This is a genomic window from Micromonospora sp. NPDC048887, assembly GCF_040649715.1.
GTDB lineage: Bacteria > Actinomycetota > Actinomycetes > Mycobacteriales > Micromonosporaceae > Micromonospora.
In genome coordinates this window covers 293,149-318,001 of record NZ_JBEZGA010000002.1, presented here as the reverse complement: position 1 = coordinate 318,001, position 24,853 = coordinate 293,149, and the positions used below count along the sequence as shown (strand labels likewise).

Here is a 24,853-nt window from a genome sequence, read left to right as displayed (position 1 = left end):
CGGGCGGGTAGCGTTCGGGGCGAGTGCACCGGCGCGGTCGAGGGGGACGGCATGCTCATCACGGACGACTTCCTGCCGGTACCGGTGCCCGAGTCGCTCGACGCGACCTACCTGGTGCCGATCACCGGGCTGCCGAAGGTGAGCCCGAAGACGGCTGTGGAAGGGCTGGCCGGACGGCTCGCCGAGCCGGTGCACGGGCTGGCCCGGCAGATGCTCGACAGCCCGCTGATGACCGTTGACACCCGTACCGTCGACGAGTTCCCCGAGCTGCCGCCGGACCTGCTCACCGCGTTCGGCGCCACCGAGGAGCAGCTCGCCCGGCTGGCCGCCGCCACCCACCTCGTGGTGGTGCAGGCCGAGTACCGGCCGGGCTGGCCGCCCGCGCACGAGTGGGCGGCCCGCGCGGTGGCCGCGGCGGTCGCCGAGACGGTCGGCGGGGACGTGGTGGACGTCTTCGGGCTCCAGTTCCTCGACCCGGCCACGGCGTTGCGTTCCCTGCCCGACGAGCAGGGCCGGATCCGGCTCGTCGACTGGGTGCTGGTGCCCTACTCCTCCGACGCCGACGGGTTGTGGTTCACCACGAAGGGGCTGCGCCGGTTCGGGCTGCTGGAGTTGCAGGCCCAGGGCGTGCCGGACCACCTGACCCGGGCGTGGGGCGCGGTGATGACGGGCGCGGCCCGGCGGTTGCTGCGGGACTGGACCGACGGGCTCACCGGCGAGGAGGTGCCGGCGTTCGTGCAGCTGCCGGTGCTGGCCACGGTGACCGGGCACGACATCGCCGTCGCGTACGGCAATCCGGAGCAGCACGGCGCGACCGCGCCGGTGCTGCTGCGGCTGGAACTGGACCCGGCCACCGACCCGGACGCGGACTCGTTCCTGAGCCTCAGCCCGCCGCCCGGGCATCCGGGGCCGCCCGGCCGCTACTTCGCCGCCGCCTGCGCGACGCTGTTCAACGGCATCCAGCCGGACGTGCGCTACACCCGCACCGGTGACGCGATGAGCCGCGCGGTGGAGACCGCCCGCGCGGCGCTCGGCGACATCCGGGCCCGGTTCCTGGCCGGGCGGCTGCCCGACGAGAGCCAGCTCGTGGTCAAGTACGGGCTGCCCGGCGACGACGGCCCCGAGTACGTCTGGGCCGGGGTGACCTCGTGGGACACGCCGGAACGGATCGTCGCGGCCAGCGCCAGCGACGCCAACACCGACCCGAGCGTGCGGATCGGCTCGCCCGTGGTGGTGGAGGCGTCGGACGTGGTCGACTGGGCGGTGCTGGACGGCACCGGCGTGCTGGAGGGCGGCTGGACGCAGGCGGTCCTCGACGCCGGGGAGCGCGGCGAGGGCTGACCCGCGCTGCTCAGCGCACCGACGGCTCGACGAACGGCGGCCTGGTCAGGCGCATCCGGGCCCGGCGGCCCCGGATGTCCACCTCCAGCTCGTCCCCGTCGGGCAGCTTCGGGTCGGTGTCGACCAGCGCCAGCGCGATGCCGTGCTTGAGCGTCGGGCTGAACGTGCCGCTGGTGACGGTGCCGACCCGCCGGTCGCCCGCGTACACGGCCATGCCGGGTCGCGGGATGGCCCGGTCGACGGCGGCGAGGCCGCGCAGCGTACGGGCCGGGCCGGCGGCCTTCTCGGCGCGCAGCGCGTCGCGGCCCCAGAACGCCGGCTTGTCCCAGCCCACCGCCCAGCCGGAACGGCCCTGCACCGGGGTGATCTCCGGGGAGAGGTCCTGTCCGTGCAGCGGGTAGCCCATCTCGGTGCGCAGCGTGTCCCGGGCGGCCAGGCCGCAGGCGCGTACGTCGCCTGCCGCCGCGAAGAGCGCGTCCCAGACGGCGACCGCGTGCTCGGACGCCACGACCAGCTCGAAGCCCAGCTCGCCGGTGTAGCCGGTGCGGCAGACGGTCAGCTCCACACCGTCCAGCGTGGCGGTGGAGAAGCTCATGTAGTCGTGCCCGGTGGGCAGCCCGAGCGCGCCCAGCAGGTCGGCGGAGCGCGGCCCCTGGACGGCGAGCACCGCGTACGCCTCGTGCTCGTCGGTGACGGTGACGCCCTCGGGCGCGGCGGCGCGCAACCGGCGGGCGACCTCGGCGGTGTTCGCGGCGTTGGGGATCAGGAAGACGTGGTCGTCGGCGTGCAGGTAGGCGATGATGTCGTCCACCACGCCGCCGGTCGCGTCGTCGCAGCAGAGCGTGTACTGCGCCTGGCCGGGGCCGATCCGGCCGAGGTCGTTGCTGAGGCAGGCGTTGACGAAGTCCGCGGCGCCCGGCCCGGTGACCCGGATCTTGCCCAGGTGGGAGACGTCGAACACGCCGACGCCCTCGCGGACGGCCGTGTGTTCCTTGAGCACGCCGCCACCGGCGTACTCGAGCGGCATCTGCCAGCCCCCGAAGGGGGCGAACTTCGCGCCGAGCGCGGTGTGCCGCTCGTGCAGCGGGGAGCGGCGCAGCCGGGTCTCGGCGGCGTCGGAGGTCACCTCGGTCATGGGTGGCAACTTACCGGCCGGGGCCGCTGTGGATAGCATCGGCGGGATCCCGTCGGCACGCATCGGCGGGACAGCCACGCCTCCCGGCGGGTAGGTTGCCGCCGGAGACACCTTCATCGCCGGTACGCGACGACGCGGCCGGCCCGGCCCGCCCGGAGTAGCTTTCGTGACATCGCCCCGCACCACCCTCAGCCTGGTCGACACCGACCCCGCCGAACTCGCCGTCGACGCGATCGTGATCGGCGTGCACAGCCAGACCACGGAGCCGGGCAGCGGCGCACCCGCCCGCGCCCTGCTGCTGGCCACCGGCGGGGAGAGCATCGCCGCCGCGTTCGACGGAAAGCTGACCGAGACGCTGGCCCTGCTGGGCGCGACCGGTGGCCCGGGCGAGGTGATCAAGCTGGCCACGCTGGGCACGGTGACCGCGCCGCTGGTCGTGGCGGTCGGCCTCGGCCCCGAGCCGTCGGGCGCCGCTCCGGCGCCGGAGTCGCTGCGCCGGGCCGCCGGCGCGGCGGTGCGGGCGCTGGCCGGCGCCTCGCGCGTCGCCCTGGCCCTGCCGCTGCCCGACGACGCCGACGCCCCGGCCGCGCTGCGCGCGGTCGCCGAGGGCGCGCTGCTGGGCGGCTACCGGTTCGCCGGCTACAAGACCAAGCCGCAGCCGGCCCGGCGGGAGCCGGTGGCCGAGGTGCTGGTGGCGGTGCCGGACGCGGCCGACGCGACCGCGCAGGCCGAGGTCGCGCGGGCGCAGGCGGTGGCCGGCGCGGTGCGGACCAGCCGGGACTGGGTGAACACCGCGCCGAACGAGCTGCGTCCCCCGGCGTTCGCCGACGTCGTCTCCGCCGCCGCCCGCGAGGCGGGGCTGGAGGTCGAGGTGCTGGACGAGGCGGCGCTGGCCGCCGGCGGCTACGGCGGCATCCTGGCCGTCGGGCAGGGCTCCGAGGCCCCGCCGCGGCTGGTGAAGCTCACCTACACCCCCGAGGGCGGCGGCAACGGCAAGCGGGTCGCGCTGGTCGGCAAGGGCATCACGTTCGACACCGGCGGCATCTCGATCAAGCCGGCGCAGGGCATGTGGGAGATGAAGTCGGACATGGCCGGCGCGGCGGCGGTGGGCGCGGCCATGCTGGCGGTCGCGGCGCTGAAGCCGTCGGTCACGGTCACCGGCTACCTGCCGATGGCGGAGAACATGCCGTCGGGCACCAGCTACCGGCCGGGCGACGTGATCAGCATGTTCAACGGCAAGAAGGTGGAGGTGCTCAACACCGACGCCGAGGGCCGCATGGTGCTTGCCGACGCGATGGCGCGGGCCTGCGCGGACGGCGCGGACTACCTGTTCGAGACCTCGACGCTGACCGGCGGGCAGGTGATCGCGCTGGGCAAGCGGATCGCCGGCGTGATGGGCACCCCGGAGCTGTGCGAGCGGGTGCGGTTGGCCGGTGACGCGACCGGCGAGCCGGCCTGGCCGATGCCGCTGCCGGACGACGTGCGCAAGGGCATGGAGTCCGACGTCGCGGACATCTCGCAGGTGAACGCCGGGATGGACCGGGCCGGGCACATGCTCCAGGGCGGCGTGTTCCTGCGCGAGTTCGTCACCGACGACGTGGCGTGGGCGCACATCGACATCGCCGGTCCGGGCTACCACTCGGGCGAGGCGACCGGCTACTGGACCAAGGGCGGCACCGGCGTGCCGGTGCGTACGCTCGTGCACCTGGTCGAGGACGTCGCCACCAACGGCTGACGTGTAAGGAAGGGCCCCTTCTTAACGCCTCGCGTTGTAGAAGGGGCCCTTTTTAACACCCGCGTCAGAACAGCTCGGGACGGCGCTTGCGGCGCTCGTTGTAGTCGCGCATGCGCTGCGGGTAGCCCATCAGCCGCACGTCGTAGATCGGGATGGCGATCCGGTGCGCCCACCGGCGAGCCTCGTCCGGCCCGCCGACGCGGCGCCGGGTCCACTCGCCGTCGTCGGCGATCAGCATGATCGTGGTCTCGGTGACAGTCGTCCGGGGCTCGATGTACGCCTCGACACCCTTGCGGGTCCGGACGAAGTTCTCCAAATGGTCCAGATCGGCGCGGTCGGCAGCGCGATCGCGGCTCGCCGGGGCCGCCCGCTTGCGTCGTCGGAACAGCCCCACCGAATCCACTCCTCCCCCACGCGTGATCGAAGACGGTGCCAAGGGTACGTGTCACCGACGTGTCGTTGGGCACCTCGGTACGCGCCCGGTCCGTGGTGGTGACAAGATGACCGAGGTGGGGTGTGCCTGTTACTCCGCCGTAACCCCCGATGCAGTGACGCGACCTGGGAGTTGGATGTGAGCGAGCCGAACGACACGACCTTCGACATCGTCATCCTCGGAGGTGGTAGCGGCGGCTACGCGGCGGCGCTGCGTGCCGCCCAGCTGGATCTCTCCGTCGCCCTCATCGAGAAGGGCAAGCTGGGCGGGACCTGCCTGCACAACGGGTGCATCCCGACCAAGGCGCTGCTGCACGCCGCCGAGATCGCCGACCAGACCCGCGAGTCCGAGCAGTTCGGCGTGAAGGCCGAGCTGGTGGGCATCGACATCACGGCGGTCAACTCGTACAAGGACGGCGTGATCTCCCGCCTGTACAAGGGCCTGCAGGGCCTGGTGGGCAGCAGCAAGAAGATCACCTTCGTGGCCGGCGAGGGCAAGCTGGTCGGCAAGAACGTGGTCGAGGTGGACGGCAAGCGCTACACCGGCCGCAACGTCGTGCTGGCCTCCGGCTCGTACGCGAAGACGCTGCCCGGCCTGGAGGTCGACGGCGAGCGGATCATCACCAGCGACCACGCGCTCACCATGGACCGCATCCCGTCTTCGGCGATCGTGCTCGGCGGCGGCGTGATCGGCGTCGAGTTCGCCAGCGTCTGGAAATCCTTCGGCGTGGACGTGACCATCGTCGAGGCGCTGCCCCGCCTGGTCGCCGCCGAGGACGAGGAGTCGTCGAAGGCGCTGGAGCGGGCGTTCCGCAAGCGGAAGATCAACTTCAAGGTCGGCAAGCCGTTCGAGAAGGTCGAGAAGACCGACAAGGGCGTGAAGCTGACCATCTCCGGCGGCGACACGGTCGAGGCCGAGCTGCTGCTGGTCGCCGTGGGCCGCGGCCCGAACACCGCCGGCCTCGGCTACGAGGAGCAGGGCGTCAAGATGGACCGCGGCTACGTGCTGACCGACGAGCGGCTGCGCACCAGCGTGCCGAACGTCTACGCGGTCGGCGACATCGTGCCCGGCCTGCAGCTCGCGCACCGCGGCTTCCAGCAGGGCATCTTCGTGGCCGAGGAGATCGCCGGGAAGACCCCGGCCGTGATCGACGAGGCCGGCATCCCGCGCGTCACCTACTGCGACCCGGAGCTGGCGTCGGTCGGCCTGACCGAGGCGAAGGCCAAGGAGCAGTACGGCGCCGACAAGATCAAGACCTACAACTACAACCTGGGCGGCAACGGCAAGAGCCAGATCCTCAAGACCGCCGGCCACGTGAAGCTGGTCCGGGTGGACGACGGCCCGGTGGTCGGCGTGCACATGGTCGGCGCCCGGGTCGGTGAGCTGATCGGCGAGGCGCAGCTCATCTACAACTGGGAGGCGTACCCGGCCGAGGTGGCGCAGCTCGTGCACGCCCACCCGACGCAGAACGAGGCTCTGGGCGAGGCGCACCTGGCCCTGGCTGGCAAGCCGCTGCACGCGCACGCCTGACACGACAACCGCGGCGTCCGGCGACGGGCGATGATCCCACCAGGGGAATGAAGGAGTCTGGAGAACATGCCGGTATCGGTCACCATGCCCCGGCTCGGCGAGAGCGTCACCGAGGGCACCGTCACGCGCTGGCTCAAGCAGGAGGGCGACACCGTCGAGGTCGACGAGCCCCTGCTCGAGGTGTCGACCGACAAGGTCGACACCGAGATCCCGTCCCCCGCGGCGGGCGTGCTGAGCCGGATCGTGGTCGGCGAGGACGAGACCGCCGAGGTCGGCAGCGAACTGGCGGTCATCGCGGGCGAGGGCGAGGACGCCGGCGCGGCGCCCACCCAGGAGGCCGAGCCGGCCACCGAGCCGACGGCCGCCGCCGAGGGCACCGGCCCCGAGCCGGAGCAGGCCGAGGAGGCCGACGAGGCCGCCGCCGAGCCGGGCGCCGAGGCCGAGCAGCCGGCCGTCGAGGAGCCGGCCGAGGCCGCCGCGCCATCGGGCGAGGGCACGCCGGTGACCATGCCGGCCCTGGGCGAGAGCGTCACCGAGGGAACTGTCACCCGCTGGCTCAAGCAGGTCGGCGAGACCGTCGAGGTGGACGAGCCGCTGCTGGAGGTCTCCACCGACAAGGTCGACACCGAGATCCCGTCGCCGGTCGCCGGCACCCTGCAGGAGATCAAGGTCGCCGAGGACGAGACCGCCGACGTCGGCGCCGTGCTGGCGATCGTCGGGGTGGCCGGCGCCGCGCCCGCGAAGGCGGAGCCGAAGCCCGAGCCCAAGCCGGAGCCGAAGGCCGAGGCGAAGCCCGCGCCCAAGGCCGAGCCGAAGCCGGAGCCGAAGGTCGAGGAGCCCACCCCTGGCGCTTCCTACAACGAGCCGGCCGCCGAGGCGGAGCAGTCCGCCCAGCCGGTCAAGGCCGAGGAGGCCGCGCAGCCGGCAGCGCCGGCCGCCGCGCAGCGCCGGAGCGTTCCGGCCGAGCACGGCGAGGACGCCGCCGGGTACGTGACGCCGCTGGTGCGCAAGCTCGCCGCCGAGCACGGCGTGGACCTGGGCTCACTCAAGGGCACCGGCGTGGGTGGCCGCATCCGCAAGCAGGACGTGCTGGAGGCGGCCGAGAAGGCGAAGGCCGCCAAGCCCGCGCCGGCCGCCGCCGCTGCCCCGTCCGCACCGGCCCCGGCCCAGCCGGCTGCCAAGCCGGAGCCGAGCGTCAAGCGGGGCACCACGGAGAAGCTGCCGCGGATCCGTTCGATCATCGCGAAGCGTCTTCAGCAGTCCCTGCACGAGACGGCGCAGCTGACCACCGTCGTCGAGGTCGACGTCACCAAGGTCGCCAAGCTGCGGGCGCGGGCCAAGGACTCGTTCCAGGCCAAGCACGGCGTGAAGCTGTCCTTCCTGCCGTTCTTCGCGGTGGCCGCGATCGAGGCGCTCCAGACGTACCCGATCATCCAGGCCAGCATGGACCTGGACGGCGGGACGATCACCTACCCGGGCGCCGAGCACCTGGGCATCGCGGTGGACACCGAGCGCGGGCTGCTCACGCCGGTCATCCACAACGCCGGTGACCTCAACATGGGTGGCCTGGCCAAGCGGATCGCCGACCTGGCCGAGCGCACCCGGGCCAACAAGATCACCCCGGACGAGATGGCCGGGGCGACGTTCACGCTCACAAACACCGGCAGCCGGGGCGCGCTGTTCGACACCCCGATCGTGCCGTCGCCGCAGTCGGCGATGCTCGGCACGGGTGCCGTGGTGAAGCGCCCGGTCGTGGTCAACGACGCGGAGCTGGGCGAGGTCGTGGCGATCCGGTCGATGGTCTACCTGGCTCTGTCGTACGACCACCGGCTGATCGACGGCGCCGACGCGGCCCGCTTCCTCACCGCGGTGAAGGAGCGGCTGGAGGGCGGCAACTTCGAGGCCGAGCTGGGTCTGTAGATCCGAGACGGATCGAGGGGCGCGCGGCGACACGCCGCGCGCCCCTTCTCGTGCCGGGACGGGTTACGCCGCCGGCCGGGCTGACCGGAATCGCCCCGCGGCCCGGACGCGCGCTGACAGACTCGGCCGGTGGGCTCGTACGGGTGGCGGGGACGCCTGGGGCCGGCCGTGCCGGTGGCCCCGGGCGCCCGGGTCGACCGGTTCGAGATCTTCTTCGACCTGGTCTTCGTCTTCTCGTTCTTCATCATCACCCGGGCCACCGCGCTCCAGGTGACCGGCGGGGCGCTGCTGCACGCCCTGCTGGTCCTCGCCGTGCTCTGGTGGTCGTGGGTGGTGCACAGCGTGGTCGCCACCCGGGTACGCCTCGGCGAGGGCTTCGTCCCGGTGCTCATGACGGTCGGCATGGCCGCGCTGTTCACGTTCGCGCTGTCGCTGCCGAACGCGTTCCGCGACCCGCGCGGCAACGCGGCCGGGCCGATGGTCGCGGCGCTCAGCTACACCGTCCTGCGGCTGGTGCACCTGCTGCTCTACCGGCACGCCGTCCGGGACAGCCCGAACGAGCGCCGGCAGCTGATCCGGTTCGCCCCGGAGCTGATCGGCAGCACCGCGCTGCTGCTGATCGCCGCACTGCTGCCGCCGAGGATCGACGACCTGTTCTCGGCGGCCGTGCTCCGGGACGTGCTGTGGGGCGCCGCCATCCTGCTCCAGTACGGCACCGGCATACTCGCCGGCACCTGGGGCTGGGGCGTCGCGTCGGCCGAACACTGGACCGAGCGGTACGACCTCATCCTGATCATCGCGCTGGGCGAGTCGGTCATCTCGGTCGGCGTGGGCAGCAACCTGCTCGGGCAGCCGCCCACCTGGCCGGCCGTGGCGGCGTCGGTGCTCGGCATCTTCTTCACCGCCGCGCTCTGGTGGGCGCACTACGACATGGTCGGGCCGGCCGCCCGGATCGCGTTGCACGCCGCGCAGGACGGCCCCCGGGTGGCGATGGCCCGGGACGCGTACGCGTACCTGTTCCTGCCCATGATCGCGGGCATCATCCTGTTCGCGCTCGGCGCCGAGACGATCGTGCACGACATCGCCGACCCGAACGTGCCGCCGAGCGAGCCGGCACACGGTCCCGGCGTGCCGCTGCTGTTCGGCGGCGTCATCTGCTACCTCTGCGGCAACATGCTGTTCCAGCTGCGTACCCTGCACACGCTGAGCTGGACCCGGGTCGGCACGGCGCTGCTGCTCGGCGTGACCATCCCGGTCGCGGAGCGGGTGCCGGGGCTGGCGGCGCTGGGCCTGCTGACGGCCGTCACGGTGGGCATGGTGGCCGTCGAGGTGATCGTCTTCGCCGAGGGCCGGCACGCGCTGCGGAAGCTGGTGTTCGAGGAACGCGCCAGCCACGAGGCGCACGAGGCGGCCTGGCGGGCCCGCTGGCACGACCGGCCCGACGAGGGCGAGTGAACCCCGGTGCCCGGCTGTTAAGAAGGGGCCCTTTCACCTCCTCAGGCGTTAAGAAGGGGCCCTTCCTTACGGTTCGGCCGTCGGCAGAATCGGCGCGCGCGGGGTGGCCCGCGGCCCGGCGCGCGCCGATGCTGGGGCGATGGCGACCTTCTCCGTACAGGCCCACCCCACAGACGCGGCGAGCTGGACCGAGCTGGCCCGTACCGTCGAGGCGGCCGGCTTCGACGCGCTGTTCGCGGCCGACCACCCCGGCTCCTGCGCGTCGCCGTTCGTCGCGCTGGCCGCCGCCGCGGCGGTGACCAGCACGCTGGGCCTGGGCTCGTACGTCTCCAATGCCGGCGTCCGGGAGCCGATCCTGCTCGCCGCCGACGTGGCCACCCTGGACGTGGTCTCCGGCGGGCGGGCCCGGTTCGGCGTCGGCGCGGGCCACACGCCGGCCGAGTGGCGGGCCGTCGGGCGCGAGCGCCCGGACGTCGCCGGCCGGGTCCGCCGCTGCGTCGAGGTGACCGAGGCGGTACGGGCGCTGCTGGCCGGCGACGAGGTCACCGTGGACACCGAGGACCTGACGACGTACGCCGCACGGCTCGACCGGCCCCGTCCCGTCCAGGACCGGATCCCGCTGACGGTGGGCACCGCCAACTCGACGCTGCTGCGCTGGGCGGGGAGGCACGCCGACGTGGTCGGCCTGGCCGGCCTGGGCCGGACGCTGCCCGACGGCCACCAGCACACCGTCCGTTGGCGGGCCGACCAGATCGAGGCGCAGCTCGCGCAGGTGGCGGCCGGTGCGGCTGGCCGGGAGACGCCGCCGGTCCTGGAGGCGCTGGTCCAGCACGTCGCCGTGACCGACGACGCCGAGGCGGCCGCCGCCGGCACGGCCGCCGAGACCGGGCTCACCCCGGCGGAGGTGCTGGCCACCCCGTTCGTGCTAGCCGGCACGCCCGACGAGATCGTCTCGGCGGTGGCCGGGCACCGGCGCCGCTGGGGCGTCACCCGTTTCGTGGTACGCGCCGGAGCCGTCGACGCGCTCGCCCCGATCCTGCCCCGGCTGGCGGGAAAAGAGCTGGACTTCGAGCCCACTCGAACGTGAACACTGTGGCGCATGACGACGACACGACGGCTGGGCCGCAGCGGCATCGAGGTCAGCGCGATCGGCATGGGCTGCTGGGCGATCGGCGGCCCGCTCTGGGACGGCAGCCAACCGCTCGGCTGGGGTGAGGTGGACGACGACGAGTCGGTGCGTACCGTGCACCGGGCCCTCGACCTGGGCGCGACGCTGTTCGACACGTCCAGCAACTACGGCGCGGGGCACAGCGAACGGGTGTTGGGGCGCGCGCTCGCCGGCCGCCGGGACCGGGCGGTCATCGCCACCAAGTTCGGCTACCCCACCGACGAGGAGACCCGCCAGGCGCTCGGCGAGGACGCCAGCGCCGAGTACGCGCGGCGCAGCCTGGAGGGTTCGCTGCGCCGGCTCGGCACCGACCACGTCGACCTCTACCAGCTCCACCTGGGCGGCCTGCCGGTGCCGCGGGCGATCGACCTTGTCGGCACACTGGAGGATCTGGTCGCCGAGGGCAAGATCCGGGCGTACGGCTGGAGCACCGACGACCCCGCCTCGGCGCGCGCTTTCGCCGAGGCCGGACCGCACTGCGCGGCGATCCAGCACGACCAGTCGGTGCTGCGGGACAACGCCGCGATGCTCGCGGTGTGCGCGGAGTTCGACCTGGCCGCCCTGAACCGGGGGCCACTGGCGATGGGCCTGCTCACCGCGAAGTACCAGGACGCGCCGGCCGCCCGGGGCGGCGACGACGTGCGCGGCGTGGCACCGGAGTGGCTGGACTGGTTCACCGGCGGCGTACCGCGCGCCGAGTGGGCGCAGCGGGTGGCCCGGGTCCGCGAGGCGCTGACCTCCGACGGCCGGAGCCTCGCCCAGGGCGCGCTGGGCTGGCTGCTCGCGCGCAGCCCGCACACGCTGCCGATCCCCGGCTGCCGGACCGTGGCGCAGGCCGAGGAGAACATCGGCGCGCTGGCGTACGGGCCGTTGCCGGAGGCGGCCTTCGCCGAGGTGGAACGTCTGCTCGCCGACCTGCGCACCGCCCCGGCCGACGCCTGACCCGCCCGAACAACTACTGCGCACGCGGGTGTGACGAGTGAGTGATTTCGCTCCACGCATCCGAATCGCGCTCCGTACTCGAAGATGGAAGCATGCGGATCCTCATGGCCGGCGTGTCCGGCTTCCTCGGCACCCGACTTGTCGACTGCCTCGCCGCGGACGGCCACCAGGTCACCCGCCTGGTCCGCCGCCCACCACGCACACCCGCCGAGCGGCAGTGGAACCCGTCCGCCGCGCAACTGGACCCGCAGTGCGTCGCCGAGGCCGACGCGGTGGTGAACCTGGCCGGTGCCGGGGTGGGCGACAAGCGGTGGAACGACGAGTACCGGAGGCTGATCCGGACCAGCCGGGTGGACAGCACCACCACGCTCGCCATCACGATCGCCGGCCTGCCCGCCGCCGACCGGCCCGCGGTGCTGCTGAACTCCTCCGCAGTCGGCTGGTACGGCAACACCGGCGACCGGACGGTCACCGAGGAGGCGCCGGCCGGCGAGGGGTTCCTCGCCGACGTCTGCCGGGTCTGGGAGGCCGCGACCCGTCCGGCCGAGGATGCCGGCGTACGGGTGGTGCGCCTGCGTACCGGACTGCCGCTGCACCGCGACGGCGGCCTGCTCAAGCCGCAGCTCCTGCCGTTCCGGCTCGGCGTCGGCGGCAAGCTGGGCAACGGGCGGCAGTGGCTGCCGTGGATCGCGATGCGGGACTGGCTCGACGCCGCGAAGTTCCTGCTCGCCCGCGACGACGTGGCCGGTGCGGTGAACGTGGTCGGCCCGGCGCCGGTCACCAACGCCGAGTTCACCAGCGAGCTGGCCCGGCAGCTGCACCGCCCGGCGATCATGCCGATCCCGGCGCTGGCGCTGAAGGTGGCGCTCGGCGGCTTCGCGCAGGAGGCGCTGACCAGCACGCGGGTGCTGCCGGGGGTGCTGGACCGGGCCGGTTTCCCGTGGACGCATCCGGACCTGCAGGGCGCGCTGCGCGCCGCCCTCACCGGCTGAGCGGCGAGGGCGGCGCGGCGGTTCAGCAGCCGATCACCCAGTACGCGGGCCCGGTCTGCTTGAGCGTGCTCGTGTAGAAGGTGTTGTAGAGGCCCATCCGCTGCCCGCTGCCGAGCGCGTAGGCGTACCCGCCGGACTGGTACGCCCGCCCGGCCACCACGTGCGCGTAGTTGCTGGCGGTGACGCAGACCGGCGCGGCAGTGGGCGTGGGTGACGCGGTCGGTGTGGGCGAGGCGGTCGGCCTGGGCGACGCGGTCGCCGTCGGGGCCGGGCTCGGCGAGGCGCCACCGCCGCCGAGCCCGAAGAAGACCGCGTCCCGGTACGTCGAACAGATGGTGTCCAGGAAGTACGCCCCGGCGGTGCCGCACTGGTCCGCGCCCGTACCCGGGTCGACGGGGGTGCCGTGGCCCATCCCGGAGACCCGGTAGAGGCGTACCTGGTCGGCGCCGTAGACCTCCAGGCCCGTGCCGGCCGGGAGCGTGGACGTGCTGGTGGGGGTCGTCGACACGCCCAGCACGTTCGTCCACTGGTCCCGCGACTCGGCGGCGTTGGCGGTCGCCACAGTGGTGTCGCTGGTGCCGTGCCAGATCGCCACCCGGGGCCGCTTGCCGGAGTAGCCGGCGTACGCGCCCCGGACCAGGTCGCCCCACTGCGCCGGGGTCTTGTCCACGCCCGGGTTCATGCAGCTGAACGCGGTGACGGTGCTGGTGGCGCAGCGGTACGGGACGCCGGCGATGATCGAGCCGGCGGCGAAGACGTCCGGGTAGGCGGCGAGCATGGCCGCGCTCATCGCGCCGCCGGCGGAGAGGCCGCTGACGTAGACCCGGGTGCCGTCGGTGCCGTACGTGGTCTTCGCGTAGTCGACCATCTGCTTGATCGACAGCGCCTCGCCCTGGCCGCGCGCGGTGTCGCCGGTCTCGAACCAGTTGAAGCAGGAGTTGGCGTTGTTGCCGCTGGGCTGCTGCGGCGCGATGAGCGTGAACTTCCACTGGTCGGCGTACTTCTGCCAGCCGGAGTTGGCGACGTAGGTGGAGGCGTTCTGCACGCAGCCGTGCAGCAGCACCACGGCGGGCGCGCCGGCCGGCAGGCCGTCCGGGCGGTACGCGTACATGGCCAGGTTTCCGGGGTTGGAGCCGAAGCCGGTGACCTGGGTGAGCGTGGCGGCCTGGGCGGGGAGGGCGGCGACCAGCGCGGTGGCCGCGGCCAGCACGACCCCGGCCGCCGCCCCGGCGACGCGGGCGATGAGGGATGAGGAGCGGGGCACGGGACCTCCCGATCGTGGAATGTGAACTGAGTCACCTCCGGGTTGCCGAGACGTTACGGCTGCGTTTCGTCACACCGGAATGGCCGCCGCTCACACATTCACGACCGCCGAAGTGTGCGGGCGAGTTCCGCGTCCGGGCGGTCTGCCCAGGTCCGGTTGGTAACGTCCGCTGCGTGCCCTCCTCCCCGTCCCCGGCCACCGGCCCGGCGCCGACACGCGTCCGCGACCGGCGTGCCGACCTGCTGGTCACGCTCGCCGCGCTGGCCCTCGCCCTCTGGGTGACAAGTGGCATGTGGCGGGATCCGAACAGCCGCGCCATCACCGTCAACTCCAGCGACCAGGCATTGTTCGAGTGGCTGCTGGCGTTCGGCGGGCACGCGCTCACCCACGGGCAGAACCCGCTGTACACCACGTTGATCAACGTCCCGGACGGGGTGAACCTCGCGGTGAACACCTCGATCACCGTGTACGCGGCGGTCTTCGCGCCGCTGACCTACCTGATCGGGCCGCCCGCGACGTTCCTGGTGATCCTGACGCTCAACCTGGCCGCGACGGCGGTGGCCTGGTACTGGCTGCTCAGCCGCCACCTGGTGCGCAGCCGGCTGGCCGCCGCGGTGGGCGCGCTGTTCATCGCCTTCTGCCCGGCGATGGTGTCGCACGCGAACGCGCACCTGAACTGGACCGCCGGATGGCTGGTGCCGCTGCTGATCTGGGGCGTGTTCCGGCTGCGCCGGCCCGGCCGGGCGGTCACCGGCGGCATCGTGCTGGGCCTGCTGGTGGCTGTCGCGTTCTCGATCGCCGCAGAAGGGCTGTTCTTCACCGCGCTGGCGCTCGGCGTGTTCCTCGCCGTCTGGGCGCTGCACCCGGCCCGCCGGTCCGAGGCGCGCGCCGCGCTGCCCCGTATGGCGGCCGGGCTGGGCGTGACAGCACTCGTCGCCGGGGCGCTGCTGGCGTACCCGCTCTGGTTGCACTTCCTCGGGCCGCAGCGGTTCCACGGCACCGGGTTCGACCCGCTGATCCACTCCGAGGACATCGCCGCGTACGGGTCGTTCCCGCGCCGCTCGCTCGCCGGCTGGGCCGGGTGGGGCACCTCGCTGGCACCCAACCCGACCGAGGAGAACTCGTTCTTCGGCGTACCGCTGCTCCTGCTCGCCGTGGCCTGCTTCGCGCTGCTGTGGCGGCGCGCGGACCGCGCGTTCCGGGCCACGCTCGCGGCGCTCGGCGTGACCGCGGTGGTCTTCGCGGTGCTGTCCTGGGGCCCGTCGGTCAAGTGGAACGGCCGCCGCTTCGACCAGACGCTGCCGTTCGGGGTGCTGGACAACCTGCCGGTGATAAACGCGGCCCTGCCGTCCCGGCTGGCGCTGGTGGTCGCGCCGGTCATCGGCCTGCTGCTGGCGTACGCGATCGACTCGCTGCGCGCCCGCCCGCCCCGGCACCGGGTGAGCGGGTTCGCCTGGGCGCTCGGCTTCGTCGCGGCGCTGCTGCCGCTGGTGCCCACGCCGCTGCTGACAAGCGTCCGGGAACCGGTCCCGGCGTTCGTCACCACCGGTGCCTGGCAGCGCTACGTCCCGCCCGACGGGGTGCTCACCCCGCTGCCGCTGACCGTCGACGTCTACCCGGACGGGCAGCGCTGGCAGGCGTACGCGCTCGCCCACCGGCAGGGTGAGTTCCGGATCCCGTCCGGGTTCTTCCTGGGGCCGGGCGGGCCGGAGGGCCGGGGCCGGATCGGTCCGGTGCCGCGCACCTTCGACTCGCTGATGGACCAGGCCGGCCGGACCGGGCTGGTGCCGATCATCACCGACGGCAGCATCCGCGAGTCCCGGGCGGACCTGCGCTACTGGGGCGTCCAGGCGGTGGTGCTGCCGGACCGGGTGCACGGCGCCAAGTTCGACGTCGACGAGGAGGCGCTGCGGCGCACCGCCACCGCGCTGCTGGGCCCGCCCGAGCGGGTGGAGGACGTCTGGCTGTGGCGGGTGCCGGACTGACGCGACGAGGCTCACGGGTCCGGTTCCCGGACGGCGGGACTAGGCTGGACGGGTGAGCGTGACGACTTCCGGGTTGACCGCCGTCCACGCCGGCCTGCTCGACTACCAGGCCGCCTGGGACGAACAGCGCCGGCTGCACGAGGCGGTGGTGGCCGGCGAGCGGGGCGATACCGTGCTGCTGCTGGAGCACCCCAGCGTCTACACCGCCGGCAAGCGCACCGAGCCGTGGGACCGGCCGATGGACGGCACCCCGGTGGTGGACGTGGACCGCGGCGGGAAGATCACCTGGCACGGCCCGGGGCAGCTCGTCGGCTACCCGATCGTCCGGCTGCCCGACCCGGTCGACGTGGTCGCCTACGTCCGCCGCACCGAGCAGTTGCTGATCGACGTCTGCGCCGAGTTCGGGCTGGCCGCCGGCCGGGTCGAGGGCCGCAGCGGCGTGTGGGTGCCGGAGGACGACAGGGGCCCGGCCCGCAAGGTGGCCGCGATCGGCATCCGGGTGGCCCGCGGCGTCACGCTGCACGGCTTCTCCATCAACTGCGACTGCGACCTGGGCTTCTTCGACCGGATCGTGCCCTGCGGCATCCGCGACGCCGGGGTCACCTCGCTGACCGCCGAGCTGGGCCGGCCGATCACCGTCGCCGACGTGCTGCCGGTGGTCGAACGGCACCTGCCGACGCTGACCCGGGTCTGAGCCCCCGTGCGGCTCGACCTGGTCACGCTCGTCGTGACCGAGTACGACCCGGCGATCTCCTTCTTCACCGAGGTGCTCGGCTTCGAACTGACCGAGGACACGCCCTCTCTGACGAACGACGGCCGGCCCAAACGCTGGGTGGTGGTACGCCCGCCCGGCGGCGGCACCGGCCTGCTGCTGGCCCGCGCCGACGGCGAGCACCAGTCCGGTGCGGTCGGCGACCAGACCCACGGCCGGGTGGGCTTCTTCCTCCGGGTCGACGACTTCGAGGCGGTGTATCGCCGGATGCTCGACGCGGGCGTCGAGTTCGTCCGGCCACCCCGCACCGAGCCGTACGGCCGCGTCGCCGTCTTCCGGGACATCGCCGGCAACCCCTGGGACCTGCTCGGCCCGGCCTGACCGCCCTCTCTCCCCCGCCCTCGGCCACCGCGCGTCCGCTCGACGCGCGGTGGCCGACCGGTCCGGCTCGCCGCCCTCCGGATCCGATCTGACGGTCGTCACCGTGAGCGACGTTCCGGCACCCGAGGCATACGTCCTCCTGGCGACTTTGCTCTGCAGCCGGATACGCAGCGGTAACTCATGGTCGATCATTGCGCCCGCGGCTGCAGAGCAAAGGGCGCAGAAACCCATCCCTCCCGCTCGGCCGCCGTTCGTCATAACCCCTGTTCAGCGCGATCCGTCAGCCACCAGGGCCTCCCGGCGACCCCGGACACGCCATCACCGAACGTGACAATCGACGACGTGCCCCTTCCTCACTCTCAGTCGCCACTGAGCCGCCCTCCGCCAACCAGGGCGCCGGCGAAACGCCGACGAGCAAGCCCCCCGGCCGGCAGGGAGCAGGCCGCACCGGCCCGTCGTCAGGGCGTGAGGCGGTGCAGGTCGCGCGGAAAGGCGGTCACCTCCCGGACGTTCGCCGCGCCGGTGAGCCGGGCGACGAACCGCTCCAGCCCGATCGCGAAGCCGCCGTGCGGCGGCATGCCCTGCCGGAACGCGTCCACGTACCCGGCGTACGGCTCCACCGGTTCGCCCCGCGCCGCGAGCGCGGCCAGGTAGTCGGCGTGCCGGTGCAGCCGCTGCCCGCCGGTGACCAGCTCGACGCCCCGGAACAACAGGTCGAAACCGTTTGAGTACGCGGGCCGGGCCGGGTCCGGGTGGGTGTAGAAGGGGCGTTTCGCCATCGGATAGCCGGTGACGAAGAGGAAGTCGCTGCCGTGCTCGCGCAGCGCCCACTCCCCCAGCGCCCGCTCGTGCGCCGGCGCCAGGTCGGGTTCGTCGGCCGGCGCTCCGGCGATCTTCAGCGCGTCGGTGAAGTGCACCGCCGGGATCTCGGCCGGTGCCGCCGGCACCGTCACGCCCAGCGTGGCCAGCGCACCGCCGGCCCGGTCGGCCACGGCGTCGAGCATCCCGGCCAGGGTGTCCCGCAGCACCGCCATCACGTCCCGGTGGTCGGCCACGAACCCCAGCTCGACGTCGAGCGACGTGTACTGGGCCAGGTGGCGGACCGTGTCGTGCGGCTCGGCGCGGAACACCGGCCCCACCTCGTAGACCCGCTCGAAGACGCCGACCATGAGCTGCTTGTAGAACTGCGGCGACTGGGCCAGATAGGCGGGCCGCCCGAACCAGTCCAGCGCGAACACGTTCGCCCCGCTCTCGGTGGACGAGGCGACCACCTTCGGCGTGTGCACCTCGACGAAGCCCTCGCGGTCGAGCGTGGCCCGGAAGCCGGACACGGCCGCCGCCGAGATCCGCAGCGCGGCGGACCGGACCGGGTGCCGCAGCGCGACCGGCGCGTGGTCGAGCTGGGTGGGCAGGGTGGCGGTGAGCACCGGCCGGTACAGGTCGAACGGGGGCGGGACGGCGGGCGGCCCGAGCAGACGTACCGTCGGCTCGACGACCTCGACCCCGGCGGGCGCGGCGGGGTTCGCGACCACCGTGCCGACGACCTCGACGACCGTCTCCTCGGTGAGCGCCTCGACCTGCTCGCGCACGGCGGGTGCGGCGACCACCACCTGGGCGAGCCCGGCGGCGTCCCGCAGGATCAGGAAGGCCACCGACTTGAGCAGCCGGCGGCGGTGGACCCACCCGGCGAGCCGCACGACGGCGCCCACCTGGGCGGGGAGTTCTGTGGACAGGATGCGTTGCACGACGACTACCTCCTTGACCAATCGCAACGCGATCCCCAGGGAGGTGTGGGCGAGCGGGAACCTCGCGGTGCCACCACACCTTCGCCCCCGCCGAAGCGGGAGCCTCGTTCGTCGCCTTTTCACCGGGGCCGGCCGGACGGGCTCTACTGGGCGCGACGCGCCGTTCTTCCCGCAGCTCGGGAGGGTCTTCGCGGACCGGCGCCAGACCGCCTCGCAGCAACCGGCGGCTCTCTGTACTGGCGGAACGGTCCGTTACTCGGCTCCGTCACAGCTCTGCCCGGCACGCTAGCACCGCGCAGGCGTCGCTGTGACCGGGTTTTTTCGCCCTTGGTGTCCGGTGTCACAGCGATTCGGGCGTGACGGCCGTCGCCCGCCGTTCATCGACCGGCGCCGACCGGCGTACGCTCGGTTTTGTGACGATCGAGCAATCCGCGCCGACGACTGAGCAGCCAGCGCGCACCGCGACTGTCGCCCCCGAGGGGCGGCGGATGCTGCGGATCGAGGCGCGCAACGCCGAGACGCCGATCGAGCGCAAGCCGCCGTGGATCAAGGTGAAGGCCAAGATGGGCCCGGAGTACACCCAGCTGCGCGGGCTCGTCTCGCGCGAAGGGCTGCACACGGTGTGCCAGGAGGCCGGCTGCCCCAACATCTACGAGTGCTGGGAGGACCGGGAGGCCACCTTCCTCATCGGTGGTGACCAGTGCACCCGGCGCTGCGACTTCTGCCAGATCGACACCGGCAAGCCGGCCGAGTTCGACGCCGACGAGCCCCGGCGCGTCGCCGAGTCGGTGGCGGCGATGGGCCTGCGGTACGCGACCATCACCGGTGTCGCCCGCGACGACCTGCCCGACGGCGGCGCCTGGCTCTACGCCGAGACGGTCCGGCAGATCCACGCGCTGCAGTCCGGCTGCGGTGTCGAGCTGCTGATCCCCGACTTCAACGCGGTGCCCGAGCAGCTCGCCGAGGTCTTCGGCTCGCGGCCCGAGGTGCTGGCGCACAACGTGGAGACGGTGCCGCGCATCTTCAAGCGCATCCGGCCGGCGTTCCGCTACGAGCGTTCGCTGGACGTGATCCGCCAGGCCCGCGCGGACGGCCTGGTCACCAAGAGCAACCTGATCCTGGGCATGGGCGAGGAACGCGCCGAGGTGTCCCAGGCGCTGCGCGACCTGCACGAGGCGGGCTGCGAGCTGATCACCATCACGCAGTACCTGCGCCCCTCCCCCCGGCACCACCCGGTGACCCGCTGGGTGAAGCCGGAGGAGTTCGTCGAGCTGCGCGAGGAGGCCGAGGAGATCGGCTTCGCGGGCGTGATGAGCGGCCCGCTGGTCCGCTCGTCGTACCGCGCGGGCCGCCTCTACCAGCAGGCGCTCGCCGCCCGCGAGCAGGTCGCCGTCGCCGGCTGAGGCCGGCCGGTCACCGCGTCGCCCACCACCGCCGCGCGCCGGATGTCATGATCACAGGCATGACCGCCGGGGTACGCGAGGAGCCACGCGAGACCGTGCGCCCTCCTACGCCCCGGCGGCTGCCGTCTCCGACGCTGCTCGCGGTGCTCGTCGGGTTCGCCGCTGTGGGCTACCGGCTGGCGCTGCTGTTCGCCGACGTGCCGCCCGCGAACAGCGACGAGGCGACGATGGGGCTGGCCGCCCTGCACATCGCCGATGGTGACGGCTTCCCGGTGTGGTTCTACGGCCAGGCGTACATGGGCACGCTGGAGGCGTACCTGGCCGCGCCGCTGGTAGCGCTCGCCGGGCCGTCGGTGCTCGTACTGCGGCTGCCCACGCTGGCGTTGTACGCGTTGTTCCTGCTGCTGTCCTGGCGGCTGACCCGGCGACTCGGCGGTGACCGCTGGTACGCGCTGCTCGTCGTCGCCGTGCTGGCGCTCGGCTCCGACCGGGTGGTGAAGAACCAGCTCATCGCCGGTGGCGGCTACCCGGAGCTGAACCCGGCCGGCGCCGCGCTGGCGCTGCTGACGGTCGGCCTCTGTGTGACCGGGGCGGGCGCGCGGCTGCCCCGCTGGGCGGCCTGGGGGCTGATCGCCGGGGTGCTGCTCTGGGTGGACCCGCTGATCCTGCCGTACGTGCTGACGCTCGGCGCGCTGCTCGTGGCGTGGCGGTGGCGGGAACTGGCCGGACGGGCCGGGATGGTGCTGGCCGGTGCGCTGCTGCTGGGCGCGGCGCCGATGCTCGCCGACAGCATCCGGCACGGCCGCAACCCGGTGGCCGCGGTGCTGGCGGCAGGTGGCACGGGCGCACCGGCGGACTGGGTGGACCGGCTGCACGGCGGGCTGGTCCTCGGGCCGCCGCTGGCGATGGGTTTCTGCTCGCCCGGCCGGTGCGCCACCTGGCAGCTCTGGTGGGCCGTCGCGTTCCCGGTGCTGCTGGTGCTCGCCGTGCTCGCCGCGTGGCACACGCTCCGCCGTGCTCCCGGCGGCCCGCCCTCGCCGGAGCGGGTGTCGGCCGGGGTACGGCTGGCGCTGCTCGGCGGCGCGGCGGGCGTCCTCGCCGCGTACGCGGTGAGCAACGCGGCCGGGCGGACGCCGATCGAGAGCAGCCGCTACCTGTCGTGCCTGGCGGTCGCCGTGCCCGCCCTGCTCTGGCCACTGTGGCGGGCCGCCCGCCCGCTCGCCGCCCGCCGGACGGCCCGCCCCGCTGCCCGGCGGCGCGGGATGGCCCGGGTGGCGGGGGCCGGGGCGCTGGCGGTGCTCGCGGGCGTGCTCGGCACCGGTGCGGCGGCCACTGTGGACGTGATCCGTACCGCGCCCGACGTGCACGCCGAGGCCGACCGGCACCGGTCGCTCGTGGACACGCTCGGCGCGCTCGACGTCCGGCACGTACGCGGCGGCTACTGGACGTGCAACCGGCTCACCTACGCGACGGGCGAGAACGTGCTCTGTGCCGTGGTCGACGACGACCTGAGCCCTGGGTTCGACAGGCTGCCCGCGTACCGGCGGGAGGTGGCGGCCGACCCGGACGCCGCGTGGGTGGCACCGGCCGGCTCACCGCTGGCCGCGCGGCTGGACCAGCGCGTCGGCACCGCACCGGGCATGCTCGACGTGGTCACGGTGCCCGGCTGGCGCATCTACCTGCCGCGCCGCTGACGCAGGCCCGGCGGCGCAGCTTCGAGCAGGCCGAGGCGGTGGGCCAGCGCGGCGGCCTCCACCCGGTTGGTCACGTCGAGCTTGGCGATGATCCGGGACACGTGCACGCTCGCCGTCTTCGGCGAGATGAAGAGCCGCTCGGCGATCCGGCTGTTGCTGTGCCCCTCGGCGACCAGCCGCAGCACCTCCCGCTCCCGGCTGGTCAGCAGGTCCGGACCCGGTCGCCCGGTGCCCCGCAGCCCGACCCGGCGGGCCAGCGTCGCCGCCTGCTCGCCCAGCGGGGTGGCGCCCAGCCGGGCGGCCAGCTCGGCCGTCTCCCGCACCCCGGCGGCCACCTCGTCGCGCTCACCGGCCGCCGCTGCCGCCTCGGCCAGCCCCAGCAGCGCCCGGCCCAGCGGGTACGGCTGCCCGGCCGTACGCCACGCCGCCACCGCCGCCCGCCACGCGGCGAGCCCGCCGGCCGGACCGGCGGGCGTCATCCCGCCGAGGATCGCCGTGACGTGGGCGGCGTGGGCGTGCTCGGCCGGATGCCGGGCGGGCAGCGCGGCGGCCACCGCCGACACGTCGGCGGCGAGCGTCGCGTCCCCGGTCAACGCGGCGGTACGCGCCACCGCGTTCAGCACCGGCCAGCCCTCGCGGGGCAGGTCGGTCAGGTGCGCGTCGGCCAGGGCGGCGCGCGCCGCGCGTACCGCCTCCGGCCGGTCGCCGGCAGCGAGCGCGGCCTCGACGCGCAGCTCGTGCAGCGGCAGCCGGTGGTTCGGCCAGAGGTAAGGCCGGCCGAGGAACGCCAGCGCCCGCCCGACGACCTCGTCCGCGCCGGGGTGGGCGCGGGCCAGGTGGAGCCCCGCGCGCAGTTGCAGCCAGTGCAGCCCGGACACACCGGGCGGGTCGATCCGGGCCGCCTCGGCGCAGGTGGCGTCCGCCTCGTCCCAGCGGCCCAGCGCGATCAGCGCCTCGGCCCGGTTCGACAGCAGGTACGCCCCGATCGAGCGGCTGATGCCGACCCGGCGTGCCTCGCTCACCCCGGCCGCGGCCGCCTGTTCGGACTCGTCGTAGCGGCCCAGCTCGTAGAGCACGTCGGAGAGGAAGACCAGGGCGCTGACCAGAGCCCACGAGTCGCCTGCGGCCCGGGCCCGCGCCTCCACCCGGCGCAGCTCGGCCAGCCCGCGCTCCGGCGTGCCGTCGATGCGGTGCAGCAGGGCGATCCGGGTGGGCAGCAGCACCAGGTCGGTGCCGACCTCGGACGCGCCGGCGGCGGCCTCGGCGGCGACCGAGGCGGCCTCCCGGGGGTCGACCTTCATCAGGTGCGACGCGATGTCGGCGAGCACGCCGAGGCGTTCCGGGCCGTGCGGCGCGCCCGCCGCCAGCCGGTACGCCTCGCGCAGCTCGGCCGCGCCGTCGCTCTTGCCGAGCAGCGCGAACAGCCGGCCCCGGTGGTCGAGCAGGCGCGCGGCGCGCAGCGGTTCGGCGTCGGGGTCGACCTCGGCCAGCGCGGCCCGGGTGAGCGTGAGTGCCCGGCTGAGGTCCCCGGCGGTGACCGCCGCGGTCAGCGTGTCCTCCAGCACCCGCAGGTGGTCCATGCCGAGCCGGTCGGCGGCGTCGGGCACCTGCTCCCACAGCTCCAGGACGCGCTCCAGCAGCCGGCTCTGCTCGGCGTACGCGTACCGGTCGGCCGCCGCCTCGGCGGCGAGCCGGGCCGCGGTGAGCGCACGCGCATGGTCGTGTGCCGCGTACCAGTGGTGGGCGATCTCGGCCGGCGCGCGACCGGCGGCGACCAGGTGCGGATGGGCCTCGATCGCGGCGGCGTACCGGGCGTGCAGCCGCGCGTGCTCGCCCGGCAGCAGGTCGTCGTGCACCGCCTCGCGGACCAGCGCGTGCCGGAACTCGTAGTCGCCGTCCGGGTCGGCCACCACGAGCTGCCCGGCGACGGCGGCGCGCAGCGCGTCCTCCAGTTCGGCCTCGGGCAGGCCGGCCACCTCGGCGAGGATCTGGTGGGCGAAGCGGGTCCCCCCGGCGGCGGCGATCCGCAGCACCCGCTGAGCCGGCTCGGGCAGCCGGTCGACGCGGGCCAGCAGCAGATCACGCAGCGTCTCCGGGATGGCCGCGCAGCCGACCGGGCCACCGGCGGCGGCCAGCTCCTCGATGAAGAACGGGTTGCCCTGGGTCCGTTCGTGCACCTCGTCCACCGTCCGGGCGATCTGCTCGACGCCGAGCAGGTCGGCCAGCACGGTGGCGGTGCCCTCCCGGTCGAGGCGGCCCAGCTCGATCCGGTCCACGCCGCGAACCCGGTCCAGCTCGGCGAGGAACGGCCGCAGCGGATGCCCTCGGTGCAGCTCGTCGGTGCGGTAGGTGCAGACGACGAGCAGGCGGGTGGCGCGGGCGGCCCGCACCAGGAAGCCGATCAGATCGCGGGTGGACCGGTCGGCCCAGTGCAGGTCCTCGATCACCAGCACCAGCGGGCGTTCCTCGGCGAGCCGCCGGAACAGGTCGGCGACCAGGTCGAACAGGTAGCCGCGCGGGGTGTCGGCGAGGGCCGGCCCGGCGGGCGCGGCCACACCGGCCGGCATCCGCGCCAGCTCGGGCAGCAGCCGGGCGAACTCCGCCTCGTAGCCGGCGAAGGCGGCCGGCCCGTCGTGGCGCAGCACGTCGCGCAGCGCGGCGGCGAACGGCGCGAACGGCAGGCCGGCCTCACCCAGCTCCAGGCACTGGCCCACCAGCAGTCGCGCGCCGGCCGCGTCCACCTGTGTGCCGAACTCCTCCAGCAGCCGGGTCTTGCCGACGCCCGCCTCACCGCCGACGAGCACCGTCGCCGGGTCGCCGGACCGGCACCGGGCGAGCGCGTCGCCGAGCGCGGCCAGCTCGGGCCGGCGGCCGACGAGGACGGTGCTGGCGGCGCGTACGGTCACGCCGTCGAGCATGCCACGGCGCCCCGACGACCCGACCGGCCCGACCGGGCCGACAGAAGCCGCTGGTCCGGCCGCCCCCGTGACGGCCGGACCGGCGTACGCCCTCGCGGCC

Annotated in this window: 18 protein-coding genes; 13 read left to right on the top strand and 5 right to left on the bottom strand. The window is 74.1% G+C overall.

What is annotated here, in order from left to right:
• Positions 1 to 51 precede the first annotated feature (51 nt).
• Entirely contained in the window at positions 52 to 1,341 is a 1,290-nt protein-coding gene (locus AB0C17_RS04645; RefSeq protein ID WP_357380573.1) for a DUF2314 domain-containing protein, read from the top strand.
• 10 nt (positions 1,342 to 1,351) lie between these two features.
• Here AB0C17_RS04645 and gcvT read toward each other — a convergent pair whose 3' ends face one another.
• Entirely contained in the window at positions 1,352 to 2,476 is a 1,125-nt protein-coding gene (gene gcvT, locus AB0C17_RS04640; protein WP_357380571.1) for a glycine cleavage system aminomethyltransferase GcvT, read from the bottom strand.
• Positions 2,477 to 2,642: 166 nt separating this feature from the next.
• Between gcvT and AB0C17_RS04635 the strand changes: the two genes are divergently transcribed.
• Positions 2,643 to 4,211, top strand: coding sequence for a leucyl aminopeptidase (locus tag AB0C17_RS04635; RefSeq protein ID WP_357380569.1), 1,569 nt, complete (start codon positions 2,643 to 2,645; stop codon positions 4,209 to 4,211).
• A gap of 64 nt (positions 4,212 to 4,275) precedes the next feature.
• Here the strand turns inward: AB0C17_RS04635 and AB0C17_RS04630 are convergent, their stop codons facing one another.
• Positions 4,276 to 4,605 (bottom strand): hypothetical protein, encoded by a 330-nt coding sequence (locus AB0C17_RS04630; protein ID WP_013287729.1) that lies wholly within the window; start codon positions 4,603 to 4,605, stop codon positions 4,276 to 4,278.
• 177 nt (positions 4,606 to 4,782) lie between these two features.
• Here AB0C17_RS04630 and lpdA point away from each other — a divergent pair, with 177 nt between their 5' ends.
• The 6 genes from lpdA to AB0C17_RS04600 all read left to right on the top strand — a co-directional run bounded on the left by lpdA (position 4,783) and on the right by AB0C17_RS04600 (position 12,651).
• On the top strand, positions 4,783 to 6,174 hold the full coding sequence (gene lpdA / locus AB0C17_RS04625; RefSeq protein ID WP_357476612.1) for a dihydrolipoyl dehydrogenase: 1,392 nt from the start codon (positions 4,783 to 4,785) through the stop codon (positions 6,172 to 6,174).
• 66 nt (positions 6,175 to 6,240) lie between these two features.
• The gene (gene sucB, locus AB0C17_RS04620; RefSeq protein ID WP_357380565.1) at positions 6,241 to 8,094 is read left to right on the top strand and encodes a 2-oxoglutarate dehydrogenase, E2 component, dihydrolipoamide succinyltransferase; all 1,854 of its coding nucleotides are present in this window, start codon (positions 6,241 to 6,243) and stop codon (positions 8,092 to 8,094) included.
• 129 nt (positions 8,095 to 8,223) lie between these two features.
• Complete coding sequence (locus AB0C17_RS04615; RefSeq protein ID WP_357380563.1) at positions 8,224 to 9,549, top strand: low temperature requirement protein A; 1,326 nt, start codon at positions 8,224 to 8,226, stop codon at positions 9,547 to 9,549.
• A gap of 139 nt (positions 9,550 to 9,688) precedes the next feature.
• The gene (locus AB0C17_RS04610; protein WP_357476609.1) at positions 9,689 to 10,636 is read left to right on the top strand and encodes an LLM class flavin-dependent oxidoreductase; all 948 of its coding nucleotides are present in this window, start codon (positions 9,689 to 9,691) and stop codon (positions 10,634 to 10,636) included.
• A 12-nt stretch (positions 10,637 to 10,648) separates the two neighbouring features.
• On the top strand, positions 10,649 to 11,659 hold the full coding sequence (locus AB0C17_RS04605; protein ID WP_357380559.1) for an aldo/keto reductase: 1,011 nt from the start codon (positions 10,649 to 10,651) through the stop codon (positions 11,657 to 11,659).
• A gap of 92 nt (positions 11,660 to 11,751) precedes the next feature.
• Positions 11,752 to 12,651 (top strand): TIGR01777 family oxidoreductase, encoded by a 900-nt coding sequence (locus AB0C17_RS04600; RefSeq protein ID WP_357476607.1) that lies wholly within the window; start codon positions 11,752 to 11,754, stop codon positions 12,649 to 12,651.
• 22 nt (positions 12,652 to 12,673) lie between these two features.
• Here the strand turns inward: AB0C17_RS04600 and AB0C17_RS04595 are convergent, their stop codons facing one another.
• The gene (locus AB0C17_RS04595; RefSeq protein WP_357380555.1) at positions 12,674 to 13,915 is read right to left on the bottom strand and encodes a PHB depolymerase family esterase; all 1,242 of its coding nucleotides are present in this window, start codon (positions 13,913 to 13,915) and stop codon (positions 12,674 to 12,676) included.
• 173 nt (positions 13,916 to 14,088) lie between these two features.
• Between AB0C17_RS04595 and AB0C17_RS04590 the strand changes: the two genes are divergently transcribed.
• Genes AB0C17_RS04590 through AB0C17_RS04580 form a run of 3 tightly spaced genes read left to right on the top strand, consistent with a single transcriptional unit; the run spans position 14,089 to position 16,993 of the window.
• Positions 14,089 to 15,900, top strand: a complete 1,812-nt coding sequence (locus tag AB0C17_RS04590; RefSeq protein ID WP_357476604.1) for a DUF2079 domain-containing protein — start codon at positions 14,089 to 14,091, stop codon at positions 15,898 to 15,900.
• Between the two features lie 52 nt (positions 15,901 to 15,952).
• On the top strand, positions 15,953 to 16,594 hold the full coding sequence (gene lipB / locus AB0C17_RS04585) for a lipoyl(octanoyl) transferase LipB (protein WP_357380551.1): 642 nt from the start codon (positions 15,953 to 15,955) through the stop codon (positions 16,592 to 16,594).
• Positions 16,595 to 16,600: 6 nt separating this feature from the next.
• On the top strand, positions 16,601 to 16,993 hold the full coding sequence (locus tag AB0C17_RS04580) for a VOC family protein (protein ID WP_357380549.1): 393 nt from the start codon (positions 16,601 to 16,603) through the stop codon (positions 16,991 to 16,993).
• A gap of 458 nt (positions 16,994 to 17,451) precedes the next feature.
• On the opposite strand, the gene aspS is transcribed toward AB0C17_RS04580, so the two are convergent.
• Positions 17,452 to 18,738 carry an aspartate--tRNA(Asn) ligase gene (gene aspS / locus AB0C17_RS04575; RefSeq protein ID WP_357380547.1) on the bottom strand — a complete coding sequence of 429 codons (1,287 nt, stop codon included), beginning with the start codon at positions 18,736 to 18,738 and terminating at the stop codon, positions 17,452 to 17,454.
• A gap of 356 nt (positions 18,739 to 19,094) precedes the next feature.
• Here aspS and lipA point away from each other — a divergent pair, with 356 nt between their 5' ends.
• Entirely contained in the window at positions 19,095 to 20,141 is a 1,047-nt protein-coding gene (gene lipA / locus AB0C17_RS04570; protein WP_357380545.1) for a lipoyl synthase, read from the top strand.
• A gap of 59 nt (positions 20,142 to 20,200) precedes the next feature.
• A complete protein-coding gene (locus tag AB0C17_RS04565) occupies positions 20,201 to 21,835 on the top strand; it encodes a DUF423 domain-containing protein (RefSeq protein ID WP_357476601.1) in 1,635 nt (544 codons plus the stop codon).
• Here the strand turns inward: AB0C17_RS04565 and AB0C17_RS04560 are convergent.
• Complete coding sequence (locus AB0C17_RS04560; protein ID WP_357476599.1) at positions 21,817 to 24,741, bottom strand: AAA family ATPase; 2,925 nt, start codon at positions 24,739 to 24,741, stop codon at positions 21,817 to 21,819. The genes AB0C17_RS04565 and AB0C17_RS04560 overlap by 19 nt on opposite strands.
• Positions 24,742 to 24,853: the final 112 nt, after the last annotated feature.